Origin of the sequence: Aeromonas sp. 97A (assembly GCF_051919185.1) — a bacterium.
Taxonomy (GTDB): Bacteria; Pseudomonadota; Gammaproteobacteria; order Enterobacterales; family Aeromonadaceae; genus Aeromonas; species Aeromonas veronii.
Window position 1 is genome coordinate 2,835,139 of the sequence record NZ_JBQBFF010000001.1, and the last position, 16,219, is coordinate 2,851,357.

Consider the following 16,219-nt stretch of genomic DNA (forward strand, 5'->3'; position numbering starts at 1 on the left):
AACATCCTTGTTCAAACAGAGGGATCCAGCCAACAGAATCAGATAGATATCAGTGTAGGCAATCTATCTTGCCAAGTCCGGTGCCAATTAGCCAATTCACTGCGCGGCATCGGGCGGGCAGAGAAAAATCCCTGACAAAGGTCGCAACCGAGTTGGGCCAGCACTCGCCAGGTCGCCTCATCTTCTACCCCTTCCGCCACCGACTTCAGCCCCAGCTTGCGGGCCAACTCGATACTGGACTCGATGATAGCCAAACGTGACGGATCGGCATGGCAGCGATCGACAAAGGAGCGATCCAGCTTGAGTTCGGTGAACGGCAACAGTGCCAGCTGCTGCATCGAGGAGTAGCCGGTACCAAAATCATCGATGGAGAGGCCAAAACCATGCATCCTTAGCCGGGTCAGCACCTCCAGAGACTTGCCCAGATCCTGTACGAATGCGCTCTCGGTCACCTCCAGGGTGATGAGCTCAGGATTGATACTCCAGCGCTTGCACTGATCAATCAATAAGTTGCAAAGATCCCCTTCAATGAGTGAGGTGGTGGAGAGGTTCATCGACAGATTGAGTGACAACCCGGTTTCCTCCCATAAATGGCCATCACTCAGAGATTTGCTGATGATCACCTCGGTCAACGGATCGATAAGCCCGTTGTGCTCCGCCAGTGAAATAAAACGCCCGGGCGGGATCAGGCCAAACTCGGGGTGTTGCCAGCGGGCCAACGCCTCCATCCCGACCCACTCGCCGGATGCAAAACTCACCTTGGGCTGATACCAGGGCAGCAGTTGATCTTGTTCGATCGCCCGACGCAACTCATCGAGTCCTATTCTGTGCCCCTCTTCCTCCCTGAGGGGTTCCTGCCGGGGTGACCAAGCCTGGATAAGCCGCTGGAGCTGCGGCGGCGTTGAGGGTTTCTCTATGCGACCGAGCACCTGCAGGCCATAAGCGGTACTCATACGCAATACGGCTTCGACCACATCCCCCTCAAGCGCGCTGGAGAGGATAATGCCGCCCTGAAAACCACCCAGCGACAGGCGGCGCAACAGCGCCATGCCATCCATTCCGGGCATTCGCAGATCGCAAAACAGGATATCGACGTTGTGTTGCTGGCTAAGCGCCAACGCCTCGATACCATCAACCGCTTCCAGCAGATTCTGGTAACCCAGGCTGCGGATCTGGTGCAGCAGCGCCTTGCGCTGAAATCCATGGTCTTCCACGACCATGATGACCAACTCATGTTGTGCTTTTTTCATCGAGCCATAATCCAATGTCGTGGGCAATCGCCGTCATCAACCTCTGCACTGTGCTGACCAGATCGTCGAGCTCGTCGAGCCGCTTCAATCGCGCTGCCGATTCCAGCATGGCGGCCTGACTGGCAAGCTCCTCCAACCCGACCATTCGGGCAGCCCCCTTGATCCGGTGGGCGGTCTCTACCAAGGCGCTGGCATCATGACAAATCAGTGCTGCCATCATGGCCTCGCCATCCTGCCGGTTGGAATCGAGATACTCCACCGCCATGGCTCGCGCGGTCAGCTCGTCACCAAACAGCGCTAACCAGCGTTCAGCCTGCATGCCTGTAGCCCCATCAACGGGCGCACCCGCGCTTCTGGTTGGCGTCCTCTCTGCCAGCCAATGGGCCAGCATCTGGCGCAAGATATCCAGCGGGTAGGGCTTCAGTAGCATGTCACTCATGCCGGCCTCTACCATACGAGCACTCGCCTCTTCCGACGTATCTGCCGTTACCCCTATGATGGGGGCCGTCACTCCCGCAGCCCGCAGCGCCTTGGTCAGGGCATAACCATCCATCACCGGCATATGGCAATCAGTCAACAGCAGAGAGAATTGCTGTCCCTGCCAGGCCCGCAGAGCCTTCTCGCCATCTTCCACGACCTGAGCCTCGATACCAAGAATGGCCAACTGCCGTGCCAGCAAGGCACGATTGACCGGATGATCATCGGCCACCAATACTTTGCCACCCAGCTTCTCTGCAAGCGCAGGGAGGATTGGTGTGACCCGCTCCTGTAGCAATTCGTGGCAGCTCTCCAGCAGAAGATCCGGATAGAGAGGAGATAGACCCAGGCGCCACCATTTCTGTTCACCAATCCGACCCCGTAACGCCTCATCGGGTGACGCTATGATCCCCTTCAGCGCAGAGTGTTGCAGCCAGCTTTGCCATTCCCCCCCAAGCGCTTGCTCAAGCCACCGTTGATCGGCCAACAGCAACCCGTCCAGTGAGCGACTGAGCTCATTGGCCCCCAAGTACCTGAGCTTGGCCCCCTGCCGTACCATGGCCACTTCGAGGTTGGTGTCATCGCTGAAAAACCACCATTCTGTGTCAGCCAGAGCAGGGGGATCCCACTGCGGATTGGTAAGCGGTACGGTAAAGCGGAAGCTGGAGCCCTCTCCTGCCTTGCTGGTCAGTGTCAGTGCCCCCCCCATTTTGCACACCAGCTGCTCACAGATTGCCAACCCCAGTCCGGTGCCACCAAAACGACGGTTGATATCTGACTCCACCTGCTCAAAAGGCGTGAACAGCAGCGCCTGCTTCTCTGCGGCGATCCCGATACCGGTGTCACTGACACTGATGGTCAGTTGCTCGCTCAGGTAGCTGACCCGAATCGTAATCCCCCCTTGTTCGGTAAACTTCACCGCATTGTTGAGCAGGTTGGAGATGACCTGACCGATACGCACCCCGTCGATGTCGGCCCAATCCGGCACATGATGCTCCCACTCCAGCACCACGTTGAGCCCCTTGTTATGAGCCAGTGCCGCATGGCCACGAATGGCATCGCAGATCACCGTTTGCAACCGGCTGCTCTGGTAATTCAACTGCAACTGACCCGCTTCTATCTTGGAGAAATCGAGGATGTCATTGACCAGATAGAGCAGGTTATTGGTCGAGGTGACCACATTGCGCACCATAAAACGCTGGTCGTCGTTGAGCTCGCTCATTTGCAGCAATTCGAGCATGCCATGCATGCCTGAGATGGGAGTGCGCAGCTCATGGCTCATCGTTGCCAAAAAGCGGCTGCGAGCCTGCATCGCCTGCTCGGCATAGGCGCGAGCTTCGCGCAGCTCATATTCCTGTTGCTTGAGGGCAGTGATGTCCTGAATCACCCCGTTGAGGATCAGTGCCTGCTGCTCCTGTCTGACAAAGTTGCCACGCACTTGCAGATAGCGATCTCCATCAGGCCGCTCCACCCTGACCTCCAGATCGAGGGGGGCCAGGGTCTCGGCATGGTTGGCCACCTTGCTGACAAACTCCTGCAGGGCCTGTTCGGTAAAGCCAAATACCTCACCACCCGATTCAGCGTTAAATAAATCCTGGTGAGATACCCCCAGAATCTCGTTGGCCCCCTGAGAGGCATAAAGAAAGCGCCCCTTGCCCGGCCCTTGCCACAAATACTGATAGACCACCCCAGGCATGCTGTCGGTAATCTGGGTAAGGCGATTTTCAGCCTGACGGGCGCGCTCCTCCGCCTCCTTGATCCGGCTGACATCGGTCAGTACTGTCAACACCCCTAGCATATTGCCATCGGGATCGCGATAAGGGCGTTTGGCATAGATAACATGGCAGGGCGTACCATCAGCTCGCAGGTTACTGCCTGCCCCCTCCAGATCCTGTCCTGTCTGCCACACCAAACGCTCTTCTTCCAACACACTGTTTCTGAGTGTCTCTGGCATGTTTTGCAGCTCCTCACTGCTACTGCCAGCACCGAGGAAAGCATCGCGATAGGCCTGATTGCACAAGGTGATCCGCTGCTCGCTATCACGTAGCGCCACCATGGTTGGCAGTGAGTTGAGCAAGGTCTGCACAAACAGCAACTGTTCGTTCAGCTTGTCCTCTGCGATTTTGCGCTGCGCAATCTGGCGACGCAAACTGCGAGCCCAGAACATCACCAGCAAACCGCTGACGAGCAAGGCGCCCCCCCCTATGGCCAACCATTTGTAAATCAGGGTGTAATCAGACTCGATATTGACCGACACATTGAGCCAGCGTCGTTCCAGCAGTTGCCACTCCTCATCCGTGATGGTCAGCAGCAACTTGTCCATGATTCGGAGCAACTCGGGCTGAGCATTGTCGACGGCCATACTGATAGGTACGGAAAATTCGGGAGAGCTCAGCACCACCTGATACTTATCATTGAACCCCTTCATCGCCTGCTGTCCCAGATTGGTCATGGTCAACAGCACATATTCGGCTCGCCCAGTATCAAGCAAGGTCAGTAAATCGGCATCTTTGCCTACTTCGATAATATTGGCGCCCAGCGCGTGAATGAGAGAGGCTTCGTAAGAGCCCGTCACACCACCAATCAGACGCCCTTTCAGCTCGACCAACGACTTCAGCGGGCGAGCACCGTGTCTGGCTACAACATAGCTGTCGAACTTCAGATAGGAGGAGGTAAAAGAGGCAAAGGACTGACGATCCTTGAGCGGTGTCATCAAGGGAATAAGGTCCACTTTGTGCTCTTTCAGCATTTTAAGTGACTCCTGCCAGGTATTTGTCGACGCCAGCTCAAAGCGGATCCCGGAGCGCAGACTCAATAACTTCATCAGGTCTGCCGTATAGCCATGCAATTCACCTTCGTCATCGATTTCACTGATGCCGGCAAATCCGGGGGCAACGGCGAACTTGATGACCTTGTTTCTCTGCTTCAGCCAAATCGCCTCATCTGGTTCCAGCAACAGACCAGCGTTGGCGCGTTCATCTTCCTGATGCAACCGTAATCGTGAGTCTGCAACGGGTATCCGTTGATATGCCTGCCAAAGCTTCTCACTCAGTTCTGGCTGGAGGGAACTGGTCGCCATCGTCAACGTGCTGCCAGAAAGCCACCCAGGAGCGACAACCCCCATTGACGCTGGCATTCTCTCCATCTTGAGGGTAACAATTGGCCCCAACTCAAGATATGCATCGACAGCGCCCAGCTTGACCATATAGGTCGCCTCAGTGCGGCTCTCCAGCTCAGTTACATCAGAGATCCCCAAACGCGCCAATTCATTACAACTGCCAAACCCGCGAATACAGACCCAGCGTAACTTGCGCGCCTGCTCCAGGGTCAATTGCTGATCCGGGGTATGCATTAAAATGGAGCGGGCATATGAACCGATACTGCCGATATGGTTTATCCCCTTCAGCTCAAGAGCATTACGTTCAACCCCGATTAATGCATCGATCTGGCCACCTTGGAGAGCAATCTGGGCATCTACGTAGGAGTTGTAGGGGATATAACGCAATGACACGCCCATTTCGGCTGCAATACGCGAGGCCAGCTCCTTGAGCGGACCGGCATAACGCAGGTTGGGGAGTTGATAGATGAAAGGGGGATAACCACCACGGGGAACCCCGACCAGCAGCTCCTTTTGTGCAGAAATTTCGTTACTTGTGCTCTCATCTTGCGGTTGGGGAGCCGCAACAGCCAACATGCCTGAAAACAACAGCAAAATGGGAAGAAAAAGCTGACGAAGGAGTGGCATAAGGTCTTGTCCTGATGAGTAAAACAGATAGGGCTGCCACCTCTAATCTTGCAGATCCTGACGACGCAAGGCGAGAAAACAATCGCAGCTGTTACAATGAGGGCGGAGAGGATAATACTGAGTCACCAACATGTGAACCTGGAATCAACCGCAAGATGGAAAAATGGCAGGCATGCAGCCTGCCATTTCACTAGCGAGGGGGATCTTATTCTCCCCTTCGCGATCAGGTTATTCGATTCCCGAGGCGGAAGCCGGTTTGATACTCCCGCTCGCGAACGAGGGCGATTTGACCCTGATATCCTTCCAGCCCGATATCCCTGAGCAGGGCGGGTGACAGATTGACCTGCACGAGACGACGCTCGACCCGGGCAATCCTTCTCTGGACCAGGGATTCAACACTGCGCAGTAAAACCAGTTCGATAGACATGACATTCTCCAGTTGAACATGCGGTTCTCCCGGAGAAAGTGGATATCACCCTGCGGGACGAACCGCGGGTGATAAAAAGACAGGGGTTACCTGTTTACGCCACGCGGTAAAAGAGCACGAGATTTCACGCCGCACGCAGTGCCGCGAGAGAATGCAATATTGAGCATCAGATGTTGCATATTCGTCTCCTTACCGGATAAAAGTTGAACAGGTTGCAGAAGTCTAAAAAATATCCGAATTTAAAACAAGCCTCTTGCGACTCCTTTTTAAACGTTTTTACGGCATTTTATGCTGCCCGACAGGGAGCTTGGGACATCAGATCCCCGAGAGTAGCCGGTACTCCTCCAGCACGTAGGTATCCGTCATGCCGCTGACATAATCGAGCAGCAGCCGCACCCGGTAATACCACTCCTGCTCGTTCTGGCAGGCAAAGCGCGGATCCGGAGTGGCGATCGCCAATCGATAGGCCTTGAGATGGCGGGCCGAGAGGCGGTGATAGAGGCGGCGCGCAAAGAAAAGCGTCTGACTCCCCTCCCCGGCCAGCAGACGGGCAAACTGTGGCGCTGGCAGCGCCAACAGGCAGGCATAACTGGTCAGCACCCCGCGCAGCGCCGCATACCCCTCCAGCTCAAGCGCTTCCACCTCGGGGCGCATAAAGACCAGCTCGCGGGCCACCCGTTTGAGGATATCGAGCACCCGCGCCGCCGGCGCCTGACCGTGCAGCAGCGCTTGCGGATAGGATCCCTGCAAAATGGCCTGATGTTCGCTGACATAGCTCTGCGCCGCCAACGCCACCAGATCCCGGGTCAACAGCTGGCGAAAATGGGGGAAAAAGCCCCGACCACTGGCAAGCGCCTCATCCAGCAAGGTGCCCATGTAGTCACTCTGGTCAGCAACTCGCAGCGCCGCCAGCAGTTCACCCTGAGTCAGGATCCGCCGATCTACCGCATCTTCCAGATCGGCGATGCAGTAGGAGATGTCATCGGCCGCCTCCATGATGTAGACCAGCGGATGACGACAGCCGGGGGCCAATCCCAGGCTCTGACCGAGGGCACGGTAGAGCGGCTGCTCGCTAAAGAAGATGCCTCGTTTGCTGCTCCAGCCATGATGCTGGCCATAGCTCACCCCGGGTTGCGGCTGCTGCGGGTATTTGCAGAGCGCCGCCAGCTGCCCGAGCGTCAGGTTGAGCTCGTGCAGGCTGTGCACCAGCCGCAGACTCTGGGCGTTGCCATCAAACAGTTGCAGGTCCTGACGCAATTCAGCCCACTGGGCCGAGGGTGTCTGCGCCAGCGCCTGCTGATAGAGGGGATCGAGCATCTCGCCGAGCCACTGGCTCATCACCTGCTCGCCAAAGTGGCCAAACGGCGGGTTACCCACGTCATGGAGCAGGCAGGACATCTCCACCAGATTGATAAAGGCCCCTTCGCAGACCGTTCCTGTTGGCAAGGCGGCCAGAATGCGGCGGCTGATCTGGCGACCTGTCTCCTGCACCTCCAGCGAGTGGGTGAGGCGACTGCGCACCGAGGCCTTCACATCGAGCGGAAAGACCTGGGTCTTCTGCTGCAACCGGCGCACCGGCGCGGCCTGCACGATACGGGCGCGATCCTGCTCGGTCGCCTCCAGCAGCTCCTCATCCCCCCAGGGGTGGATGCGCGCAGGGGTAATCAAACGGCTATACATCTCGCAGCTCCTTGCCAGCAACTTCCATCAGACTCAAGACAACCTCCAGCCTCAAGACAGCAACCAGCGCCGCAGACGGGCGATATCGCCGGGATATTCGCGGCGCAGCGTCTCAATCCAGTCTTCCACGTTTTCCCACCAGGCGGGGTGATCCGGGCTCTGGATCAGCTGGGCCGTCTGCTGCAGTCGACGCAGACCGATGGAGCCTGCCGCCCCTTTTATCTTGTGTGCCTCTTCCACCACCCCAGCTTGATCCTTGGCAATCATGTTGGAGTCAAGCACCGCCATGTAGTCCGGCATCATCTTCTCGAACAGATCAACGCTGGAGAGCAGCACCTGCTTTCCCACGGTATCGGCGTAATCGGTGAGGAAGGGGATATCCAGCAGGGCATCCTGATTGCCCGCATCAGCCTGCTCGTCCGCTTCATCCTCGGCCAGATCGGCAAACAGGTGACCAATCACCTCCCGCACCGCTTTGGAGCCAAGCGGCTTGTTAATGACATCCTGCATGCCGTGATCCCGGTAGTACTGGCGATCGCCGGTGGAGTTGGCGGTGAGCGCCACCATGGGTGGCAGGCTGTCGCCATAACGCTCCAGCAGGGTTTTCGCCACATCGAAGCCGGTCATGTCCGGCAGCTGGATATCGAGCAAAATGAGGTCGAAATCATCCGGGTTGGCCATCGCCAACGCCTGGGTGCCGTCCCGTGCCACCTGCACCTGATGACCCAGCTTGCCCAGCAGGGCGCAGGCCACCGTCACGTTAAGCTCCACATCCTCCACCAGCAGGATATCGAGGGAGGGCATCTCCTCCTCCTGCTCTGGCAACACAGGCTCGGCGCAAGCTACCTCCAGCTCGGCGGTAAAGCAGGAGCCTTCGCCCGGATCGCTGTCCACATAGAGCTGGCCGCCCATCGCCTGCACCAGCTGACGGGAGACCGCGAGGCCAATGCCGGTGCCGGTGGCGTGCTTCTTGCCCTGCACCTGATAGTACATGGCGAAGATCTTCTCCTGCTGAGCGCGCGGGATACCGATACCGGTATCCTCCACCTCGAAGTGCAGGGCCAGCTTGCCCGGCTCGTCGGCGGGATGGGATAGGCAACGCACGGTGACGCCCCCCTCATCGGTAAACTTGACCGCGTTGCCCACCAGATTCCACAGCACCTGACGCAGGCGGGTACCGTCAGCCATCACAAATTGCGGCATGTCGCCATCGCGATCGAAATGGAGATAGAGCCCCTTCTGCTCCGCCTGAATGCGCGACAGGGTCTCCAGCTCGTCGAGGAAGGCAGGCAGGTCGATACGGGTTGGCGCAATTTCGAGGCGACGGCGATCCAGTTTGTCCAAGTCGATGATGTCGTTGAAGATATTGCCAAGGGTCACCGCACTCAGGTGAATGGTCTTAAGCTGCTGTTGCTGCTTGGGATCGAGGGGAGTATCCATCAGCATCCGACTTAAGCCCACGATGCCGTTGAGCGGGGTGCGCAACTCGTGGCTGATGGTGGAGATAAAGGTGGTCTTGTCCCGGCTCGCCTTCTCCAGCTTGTCCTGATACTGCTTGCGCTCGGTGATGTCACGGCCAAAGCCGAGCAGGCCGAGTCGCTTGCCGAAGCGGTCGAAGAAGGGCACCTTGCGCAGCTCGAAGTAGGCTTTACGGCCATCGGGATACTCCAGCCACTGCTCGTAGGTGAGCGGCTCGTTGCTGGCAAAGACCTGCTTGTCGGTCTCCACCACCTTGTTGGCAATCTCCTGCTTGTAGACATCGAACGGGGTCAGACCGATCAGCTCGGCCTCCACCTTGCCGGTCAGCTCTTCCATGGCGCGGTTGCAGCCGGAGAACTGCTCATCCTCGTTGCGGTAGTAGACCAGATCCGGGGAGCAGTCGATAAAGGATCGCAGCAGCGCGGTGCGCTCCCCCAGATGGAGCTGGGCTTTCTCCCGCTGGAACACCTCGTTCTCGAGATCCTCGATGGCCTGCAGACGCAGGCTCTCGGCCCGGTTGGTCTCGGCAATCTGGGCGTTGAGGCGGCTGATGTTCTCCTGCAGCTGGGTATTGAGCTCCAGATCCCGCTCGCGCATATCTTGCAGCTTGCGCACCATCCGGCTCAGTCGCTGACGGGAATCCTCCAGCTGATCCACCACGATGGAGAGAAAATAGACCGCCCAGGGGGTCACCAGCAGGCCAAAAAAGACCGAGCGAACGAAGTCGATCACATCGATATTGCCGCGCAGGAACAGGGTCACCCCCATCTGGATGGCGACCGCCAGCACGATAATGCCCGCCGCTAGGAACATGCTGAATCGCACCAGTCCCAGCTTGGTCATCAGATCGACATAATATTGCGCCCAGGATTTAATCTGTTTCATCTTATTGTTTTCCCCCGATATTCGCGGTACAGAATACCAGCACAACCGAGTGAACTCTTCTTAATCTCGCACAATTAATTAACGATTCGCCGAATGAAATGAGTGGGTTAGGATAATTGACAATATTGAGTCAGTTGCCATTAAGGTTTTTTCTTTATACTCACCGGCCGAAAAAATTCACCACCATTTAATTTAGGAGTTATCCGATGCGCAACACCACCTTGCTGGGCCTGGGCCTGCTGGTCGCAAATAGTGCTTATGCTGATTTGGGTGAAATTCCCAAGGAGTCTGGCTGGTCCGGTTTCCTGCTTGGCGGGGTCAGTGTCATCAATTACGAATCAAATTTTTATAGCGGTGATGATGAAAACCGCCGCCTGAGCGGACTGGGCAGTGCCGATAGCAGCTCCGCCGTTGCGCCGCTGCTCAACGCCGATATCCGCTATACCTTTGCCGATACCCGCACCCAGGTCTTCCTTGGTAACCTGATCCAGGATGCCATCCGTTTCGACTTCACCCAGCAGCTCGGTATCCGTCAGGAGATGAGCGACAAGGGCATTGTAGCTGGCTCCGTGGTCTTTAATGCCATGCCGACCGAGCAGTGGAGCGATCCCTTCGCCGTAGGCGTTGATCGCCAGTCGACCGATATCAAGTCAAAAGGGGTTCGCTTCGCCTGGGACAGCATCTGGGGTAGCAACTTCAATGGCAGCCTGACCACCCGCAACATCGAGGTGGATGAGGAGCGCAGCGGCAGTCAGTACGGCGCCGATACTGCCGCCAAGCTGGATCGCAACGGCAAGATCCACGCCCTCGACCTCTCCTACAAATGGCAGCTGGCACCCGGTCAGATGCTGGAGCCAGCCTTTATCTACCGCCAAGCTGATCTGGATGGCAGCGCCCAAAGCTACAAGAGCAACGGCCTGCAGTTGACTTACGGCATGCGCGCTTCCCAGTGGTCTTTCGTCAGCAACGCCTATCTGGGCCAGACCAAATATGATGAGGCCAACCCCATCTTTGGCCAAAACGCCGACTCCGACGAGTTTGCCCTGACCGGTACCTTCTTCTGGCACCGCCTGTTCGGTATTGCGCCGCTCTCGGCGACCTTTACCGCTGGCTACGCCAAGTCCGATTCCGACATCAACTTCTACGATTCTGAATCGGTGATGTTCAACACCGGCCTGCTCTACAACTTCTAACAACGGTTGTTCGCACCGATACAACAAGGCCACCCGAAGGTGGCCTTGTTGCTATCCGGCGATTGACTCAAATACCCAGGGAGTCGAGCAAATCGTCGTGATCGTTGGCTACCGGGGCAGCAGCCTGAGCCGGCTTGGCGGCATCCTGCTTAGCCTGTGCGATCAGCGCATCGGGATCCAGCTCCTCGTGCTCCATCCCCTCATTGTGGATGCGGATGAACTCGGTTTTGTCCATCGCCAGCTCCAGATAGAAGATGTTGTTGCGAGCGGTGAAGAAGGTGACGCGGCGGGACTCCGGGCTGTCGAGATTGGTATCGACACTCAGCATCACCTGCTTGTTGAGGGCCAGCATCTTCGGCTGGTTCTGGGTGATGTGGGTCTGCAGATCCCGACCCACCTTGACGGTGAAGCTGCCGACGATCTGGTTCATCAGCTCGCCCATCACGTTGCTCACCTCATCAGAGGTGTGGGAGATGGCGAGATCCTCCTTGGAGAGTCCCATGCTCAGCATGTAGCTCTCGTACAGCTCCATGGCGGCGGCGGCGGAGAAGTTGATCACCACCAGACCGGAAAAACCGCCATCGAACAGCACGAAGCAGCCGATATCCGGCTTGAGGCAGGTCTTGCTGATCCGCTGCACCATGCCGGAAAACCGCACCTGACTCATGGTCGCGGCACTCAAAACGTCCGTCACCGAGTTGCACAGGCTGAGCAGCACATCCTCTGTGGTCAATACGGCATCGTCATCGGATCTTGTCACTATCATGGGACCTTCCTGAACATCGAAAATGGGCTTATCTATACCATAACTCTAACAGATGGCGCGGCCCGGAGACTGAAATAGCGATACGCCTCTCAGTTGACTCCGTTATCAGCAGCTACAGGGGTGAAACCGCTCAGCTTGGCGAGCCGGGCACGCCATATATCGGCCTGCTGGGCCAAAACTTGTGGCTCATAAGGCACGACCGGATGAGCGCCCCAGATGGGGCCTGGCCAGGCGCGATCCGTCGCAAAGCGGGCGACATGGTGAAGGTGGAGTTGCGGCACCAGATTGCCCAGCGCTCCGATGTTGATCTTGTCCGGGCTGAGGGCCTGCTCCATCAGGGCGGCGACGGCGCAGGACTCCTGCATCAGCTGTTGCTGCTGCTCCGGCGCCAGATGGTGAATTTCCCGCAGGTTGGCTACTCGCGGTACCAGGATAAGCCAGGGATACTGGCTGTCTTTGGCCAGCAAGACACGGCAGAGGGGCAGATCCCCGAGCCACCGGGTATCTGCCTGCAGGCGTGAATGCAATTCAAACATGAAAACCTCGTTGAGTACGATGAACAGAGCGCCTGAAAAAGGAGTGTCCACGTTACTGCAACGGGCAGAAAACTTAAAGCTGTGGCACGGCCCAACCGATAAAGCGCTTGCGCAGAGCCGGATCTGCCTTGAGGAACAGCTGCTGCAACTGCCCTTCCAGCTCGCTGGCTGCCACAACGGGTTGCGCCCCACCAGCGGCCGTGGCCGTTGGCTGCGTAGCAACGGCGACGGCCGTCAGCGCCGCCTTGCCACCACTACGGTTGTATTCAGCCAGTTTGCCGTTCCAATCCACCCCTAGCAGCATGCCGCTTGTCACCAGCGCGTCCTGCTGGATGGCAAGCGCGCGGCCATTCTCCTGCAACGTCACCACAGGAGCCTTGGCATAGGCTTGCATCCCCCGCTCGTCCCCCGGTACGCTGGCCGTCAACTGCAAATGCTGATTGCTGCCCTGATAGCGCACCACCTGCGGCTCTGAGCGTACCTGCCGATCATTCTCGCTGCTGCTGCGACTGGGGATCACCCCCTCGAAGCGCACCAGTAGTTGCTGCTCGCCATCCGCCAGGGTGGCATGCTGCTCATCCTGCAAGGTGCCGTTGCTCACCGCGAGGATGCGGAAATTCTCCGGCACCTTCACGTCCACCATGGCCTGTACACTGCCGGCCCCCAAGACTGCACAGAGCAGTACAAAACCGGTCAACCCTCTATTGTTCTTCATTCCCGCTGATCTTCCTGATGCCGATGATGGGCGCAGGGTAGCAGCCGAAGATGACAGAAAAATAACGCCGCTCAGAGAAGGTAGTGGGGTCGCTCGGCAAACCACTGGGCCAGCACCTGCTTGAACAGCCTGATCTTGCGCGGCACCCGCCGCTGCTGGGCATGCAGCACATGAAGCTGATGCAGCCCGCTCTGCCACTCGTCGAGCACGGTCACCAGCTCTCCTGCCGTCAGCTGCGATTCCACCAGCATCAGCGGGCACTTGGCATAGCCCATACCGGCGCGCGCCAGCTGTAGCACTGTGCTGTAGTGGTTGGCCCGCACCTTGCCCTGCACCAGAATGTGGGCCTCTTCCCCCTCACGGATAAAGTGCCACTGCTCCCAGGCCGGATTGTGCCCCTGCAACAGGCAGCTGCGCCCGCTCAGCTCATAGGGAGTGGCTGGACGCCCCTCTCTCGCTACAAGTGCGGGGCTGGCCACCACTACATCCTTAAGTCGGCCAATAGGAAGTGCGACCAGATTGTCCGGCACCTCGTTCATGGCGCGCAGGGCGATGTCGTTCTCCCCCTGGCTCATGTCGACCATCTGGTTGGTGAAATTGAGCTCCACCTCCACCCCCGGGCAGAGCGCGGCAAAACTGGTCAGCAGCTCACTCACCATGCGATCGCCGGTACTGACCGGGCAGGTAAAACGCAGTCTTCCGCTATCCTCTTCGGTCAGCGCCTGAATATCCTGCTCCGCCTGCCGAACCAGCGCGAAGATCTCCCCCGCCTGCTGGTAGAGGGTCTTGCCCGCCTCGGTCAGACTGAGGCGGCGGGTGGTGCGCTGCAACAGTTGCGCATTGAGGGAGGACTCCAGCGCGCTGACGTGGCGGCTCAGCATCCCCTTGCTGACCCCCAGCGTATCGGCAGCAGTCGAGAAACTGCCGCGCAGCACCACCTCATAAAAGCTGGCCAGATGGGCGATATCCATAATTAGCTCCAATATGGAAACAATGGGTTTATTTTACGCGCTTTTTCGCATTTTCTGTTGCGCTAGAATCAACACATCCCAACCAGGAGTGATGCAGATGAAAATTGTGATTGTGGGTGCCTCCGGCACCGTCGGCTCCGCGGTCAGTGAACTGCTTGCCAAAGATCATCAGGTGATCCGGGTCGGCCACAGCCGTGGCGATGCCACGGTCGACATGCGCGATCCCGCCTCCATCAAGGCGCTGTTTGCCCAAGTGGGCCAGTTTGATGCACTGGTTGTCGCCAGCGGCAGCGTGGCCTTCAACGGCCTGACCGAGATGACCGACGAGCAGTGGCAGGTGGGACTGGAGAGCAAGCTGATGGGCCAGATCAACCTGACCCGAGCCGCCATTCCCTATCTGACTGACAAGGGTTCCATCACTTTGATCAGCGGTATTCTGAGCGAGGAGCCGATCAACTGGGGCGTGAGCGCCAGCACAGTCAACGGCGCCATCGATCACTTTGTGAAAGCGGCCGCCTGCGAGCTGCCAAGGGGCCTTCGCATCAACGTGGTGAGCCCCACCGTGCTGGCGGAGTCGATGGACAAATACGCCGACTTCTTCCCGGGGTTCGTGCCGGTGCCAGCCGCCAAGGTGGCGCAGGCTTACAAGAAGTCGGTGTTGGGCATCCAGACCGGTCAGGTGTTCAGGGTCAACGGCTGATCGCCGCTCGCTTGCCGCCAGACCAGTAATAAAAACGGACCCCGCAATGGGGCCCGTCTGTTTCTCTGCCTATCTCCTTTGCTGCCAGCAAACGTTTGTTTGTTGGCGACAAAAAAGAGAGCAACCCTTAGTCGATCAGACCGTACTGCTCGCGCAGCACCTCGATGATCTCCTGCTTGGGATTGGCAGAACGCGCCAGCTTGTGGCCGATGATCTTCTCGGCGATCCCGACGTAGGTGTTGGAGATATCCATCATCACTTCGGTCGGCAGCTTGTTGTCGCGGGCAAGGGCAAAACGTTCCGGCATGCGGTTCTTGTTGAGCAGGATGTCCGGATCCGGGAAGTGGTTGAGCAGCCACTGACGGAAACCCTCTTTAGACTTCTCGACAATCTGACCGTCGCGCAGGGCCGCGCCATCCCAGATACGGGAGCTGTCGGGGGTGCCCACTTCGTCCATGTAGATGAGCTTTTCATTGCCCGCCGCATCGTGGACGTAACCAAACTCGAACTTGGTATCGACGAAGATCTGATCCAGCCCGGCCAGCGCGTCGCTGATGACGTTGAAGCCCTCTTTGAGCAGCACTTCGTAGCGGTCGATGTCGGCCGGTTTGCTGAAGTTGAAGCCCTTATAATGGCGCTCGATATCGGCACGGGAGACGTTGACGTCATCGGCTTCCGGCACGCCATCCAGCCCTTTCAGCACGCCCTTGGTGGACGGAGTGATGAGGATCTCCGGCAGCTTCTGATCCTTTTTGAGCCCTTCCGGCAGGGTGATGCCGCAGAACTCGCGCTCGCCATCCTTGTAGGCACGCCACATGGAGCCGGTGATGTACTGGCGGGCAATCGCCTCGATCATCACCGGACGGGCTTTTTGCACGATCCAGACGAAGGGGTGCGGAATATCCAGAATGTGGCTGTCGGCCAGTCCCTTCTCCTTGAACAGCTTGAACCAGTGGCTGGAGATGGCATTGAGCGCCGCCCCTTTGCCCGGTACGCCGTTCAGGCCATCCACACCTTGCCAGATGCAATCGAAGGCCGAGATGCGATCGCTGATCACCATGAGGGCGAGGGGCGCATCGGCCGGCACATCATAGCCTTTCTCTTTTATGAGCCGGGCACTGTCTTCGGGGGTCAACCAGTAGACGCTGCGCACTTTGCCGGAATGGACAGGTTTATCGGTACGGATCGGCAAATCGTCATTCACCGCCAATACTTGATCTGCAAGACTCATGGCTAATAACACTTCCTGTTTGTGGGGGGTAAACATCGCGAGTTCCTCACCTGCGCGCTCTGTTTGCAACGGGCTGGCAAGGGGGCTCGCATCATCGAAAACCACTCGGAATCCCCGCGTTTTCAGGGGGATTTTGATAACAAAACAGGGGCACAAGGCCCCTG

The 16,219-nt window shown here is 57.9% G+C and carries 12 protein-coding genes; 2 read left to right on the top strand and 10 right to left on the bottom strand.

All coding sequences use genetic code 11. The features are described from left to right. Positions 1–38: 38 nt before the first annotated feature. The 5 genes from ACTG27_RS12690 to arcB form a co-directional block, all read right to left on the bottom strand. Entirely contained in the window at positions 39–1,250 is a 1,212-nt protein-coding gene (locus ACTG27_RS12690) for an EAL domain-containing response regulator (RefSeq protein ID WP_439979761.1), read from the bottom strand. Next, the gene (locus ACTG27_RS12695; protein WP_439979762.1) at positions 1,231–5,472 is read right to left on the bottom strand and encodes an ATP-binding protein; all 4,242 of its coding nucleotides are present in this window, start codon (positions 5,470–5,472) and stop codon (positions 1,231–1,233) included. Before ACTG27_RS12695 ends, ACTG27_RS12690 begins: the two co-directional genes overlap by 20 nt. Before the next feature lie 223 nt (positions 5,473–5,695). Further along, positions 5,696–5,899: a hypothetical protein gene (locus ACTG27_RS12700; protein ID WP_005349248.1), complete on the bottom strand. Its 204-nt coding sequence runs from the start codon at positions 5,897–5,899 to the stop codon at positions 5,696–5,698. A gap of 315 nt (positions 5,900–6,214) precedes the next feature. Continuing rightward, entirely contained in the window at positions 6,215–7,579 is a 1,365-nt protein-coding gene (gene dgt, locus ACTG27_RS12705; protein ID WP_439979763.1) for a dGTPase, read from the bottom strand. 51 nt (positions 7,580–7,630) lie between these two features. Then, entirely contained in the window at positions 7,631–9,943 is a 2,313-nt protein-coding gene (gene arcB / locus ACTG27_RS12710) for an aerobic respiration two-component sensor histidine kinase ArcB (RefSeq protein ID WP_439979764.1), read from the bottom strand. A 206-nt stretch (positions 9,944–10,149) separates the two neighbouring features. On the opposite strand from arcB, the gene ACTG27_RS12715 reads away from it, so the two are divergent. Beyond that, complete coding sequence (locus tag ACTG27_RS12715; RefSeq protein WP_106842250.1) at positions 10,150–11,136, top strand: DUF2860 family protein; 987 nt, start codon at positions 10,150–10,152, stop codon at positions 11,134–11,136. A gap of 67 nt (positions 11,137–11,203) precedes the next feature. Here ACTG27_RS12715 and ACTG27_RS12720 read toward each other — a convergent pair whose 3' ends face one another. The 4 genes from ACTG27_RS12720 to ACTG27_RS12735 form a co-directional block, all read right to left on the bottom strand. After that, positions 11,204–11,902, bottom strand: a complete 699-nt coding sequence (locus tag ACTG27_RS12720) for a DUF3334 family protein (protein WP_005339098.1) — start codon at positions 11,900–11,902, stop codon at positions 11,204–11,206. A gap of 89 nt (positions 11,903–11,991) precedes the next feature. Continuing rightward, entirely contained in the window at positions 11,992–12,438 is a 447-nt protein-coding gene (locus ACTG27_RS12725; RefSeq protein ID WP_005358267.1) for an HIT domain-containing protein, read from the bottom strand. Between the two features lie 73 nt (positions 12,439–12,511). Next, on the bottom strand, positions 12,512–13,153 hold the full coding sequence (locus tag ACTG27_RS12730) for a DUF2057 domain-containing protein (protein WP_439979765.1): 642 nt from the start codon (positions 13,151–13,153) through the stop codon (positions 12,512–12,514). A 71-nt stretch (positions 13,154–13,224) separates the two neighbouring features. After that, the gene (locus tag ACTG27_RS12735) at positions 13,225–14,124 is read right to left on the bottom strand and encodes a LysR family transcriptional regulator (protein ID WP_439979766.1); all 900 of its coding nucleotides are present in this window, start codon (positions 14,122–14,124) and stop codon (positions 13,225–13,227) included. Between the two features lie 97 nt (positions 14,125–14,221). On the opposite strand from ACTG27_RS12735, the gene ACTG27_RS12740 reads away from it, so the two are divergent. Continuing rightward, positions 14,222–14,824, top strand: coding sequence for a short chain dehydrogenase (locus ACTG27_RS12740; protein WP_021231956.1), 603 nt, complete (start codon positions 14,222–14,224; stop codon positions 14,822–14,824). Positions 14,825–14,951: 127 nt separating this feature from the next. Here ACTG27_RS12740 and ACTG27_RS12745 read toward each other — a convergent pair whose 3' ends face one another. Beyond that, positions 14,952–16,055, bottom strand: coding sequence for a phosphoribosylaminoimidazolesuccinocarboxamide synthase (locus ACTG27_RS12745; protein WP_162506306.1), 1,104 nt, complete (start codon positions 16,053–16,055; stop codon positions 14,952–14,954). Positions 16,056–16,219 lie beyond the last annotated feature (164 nt).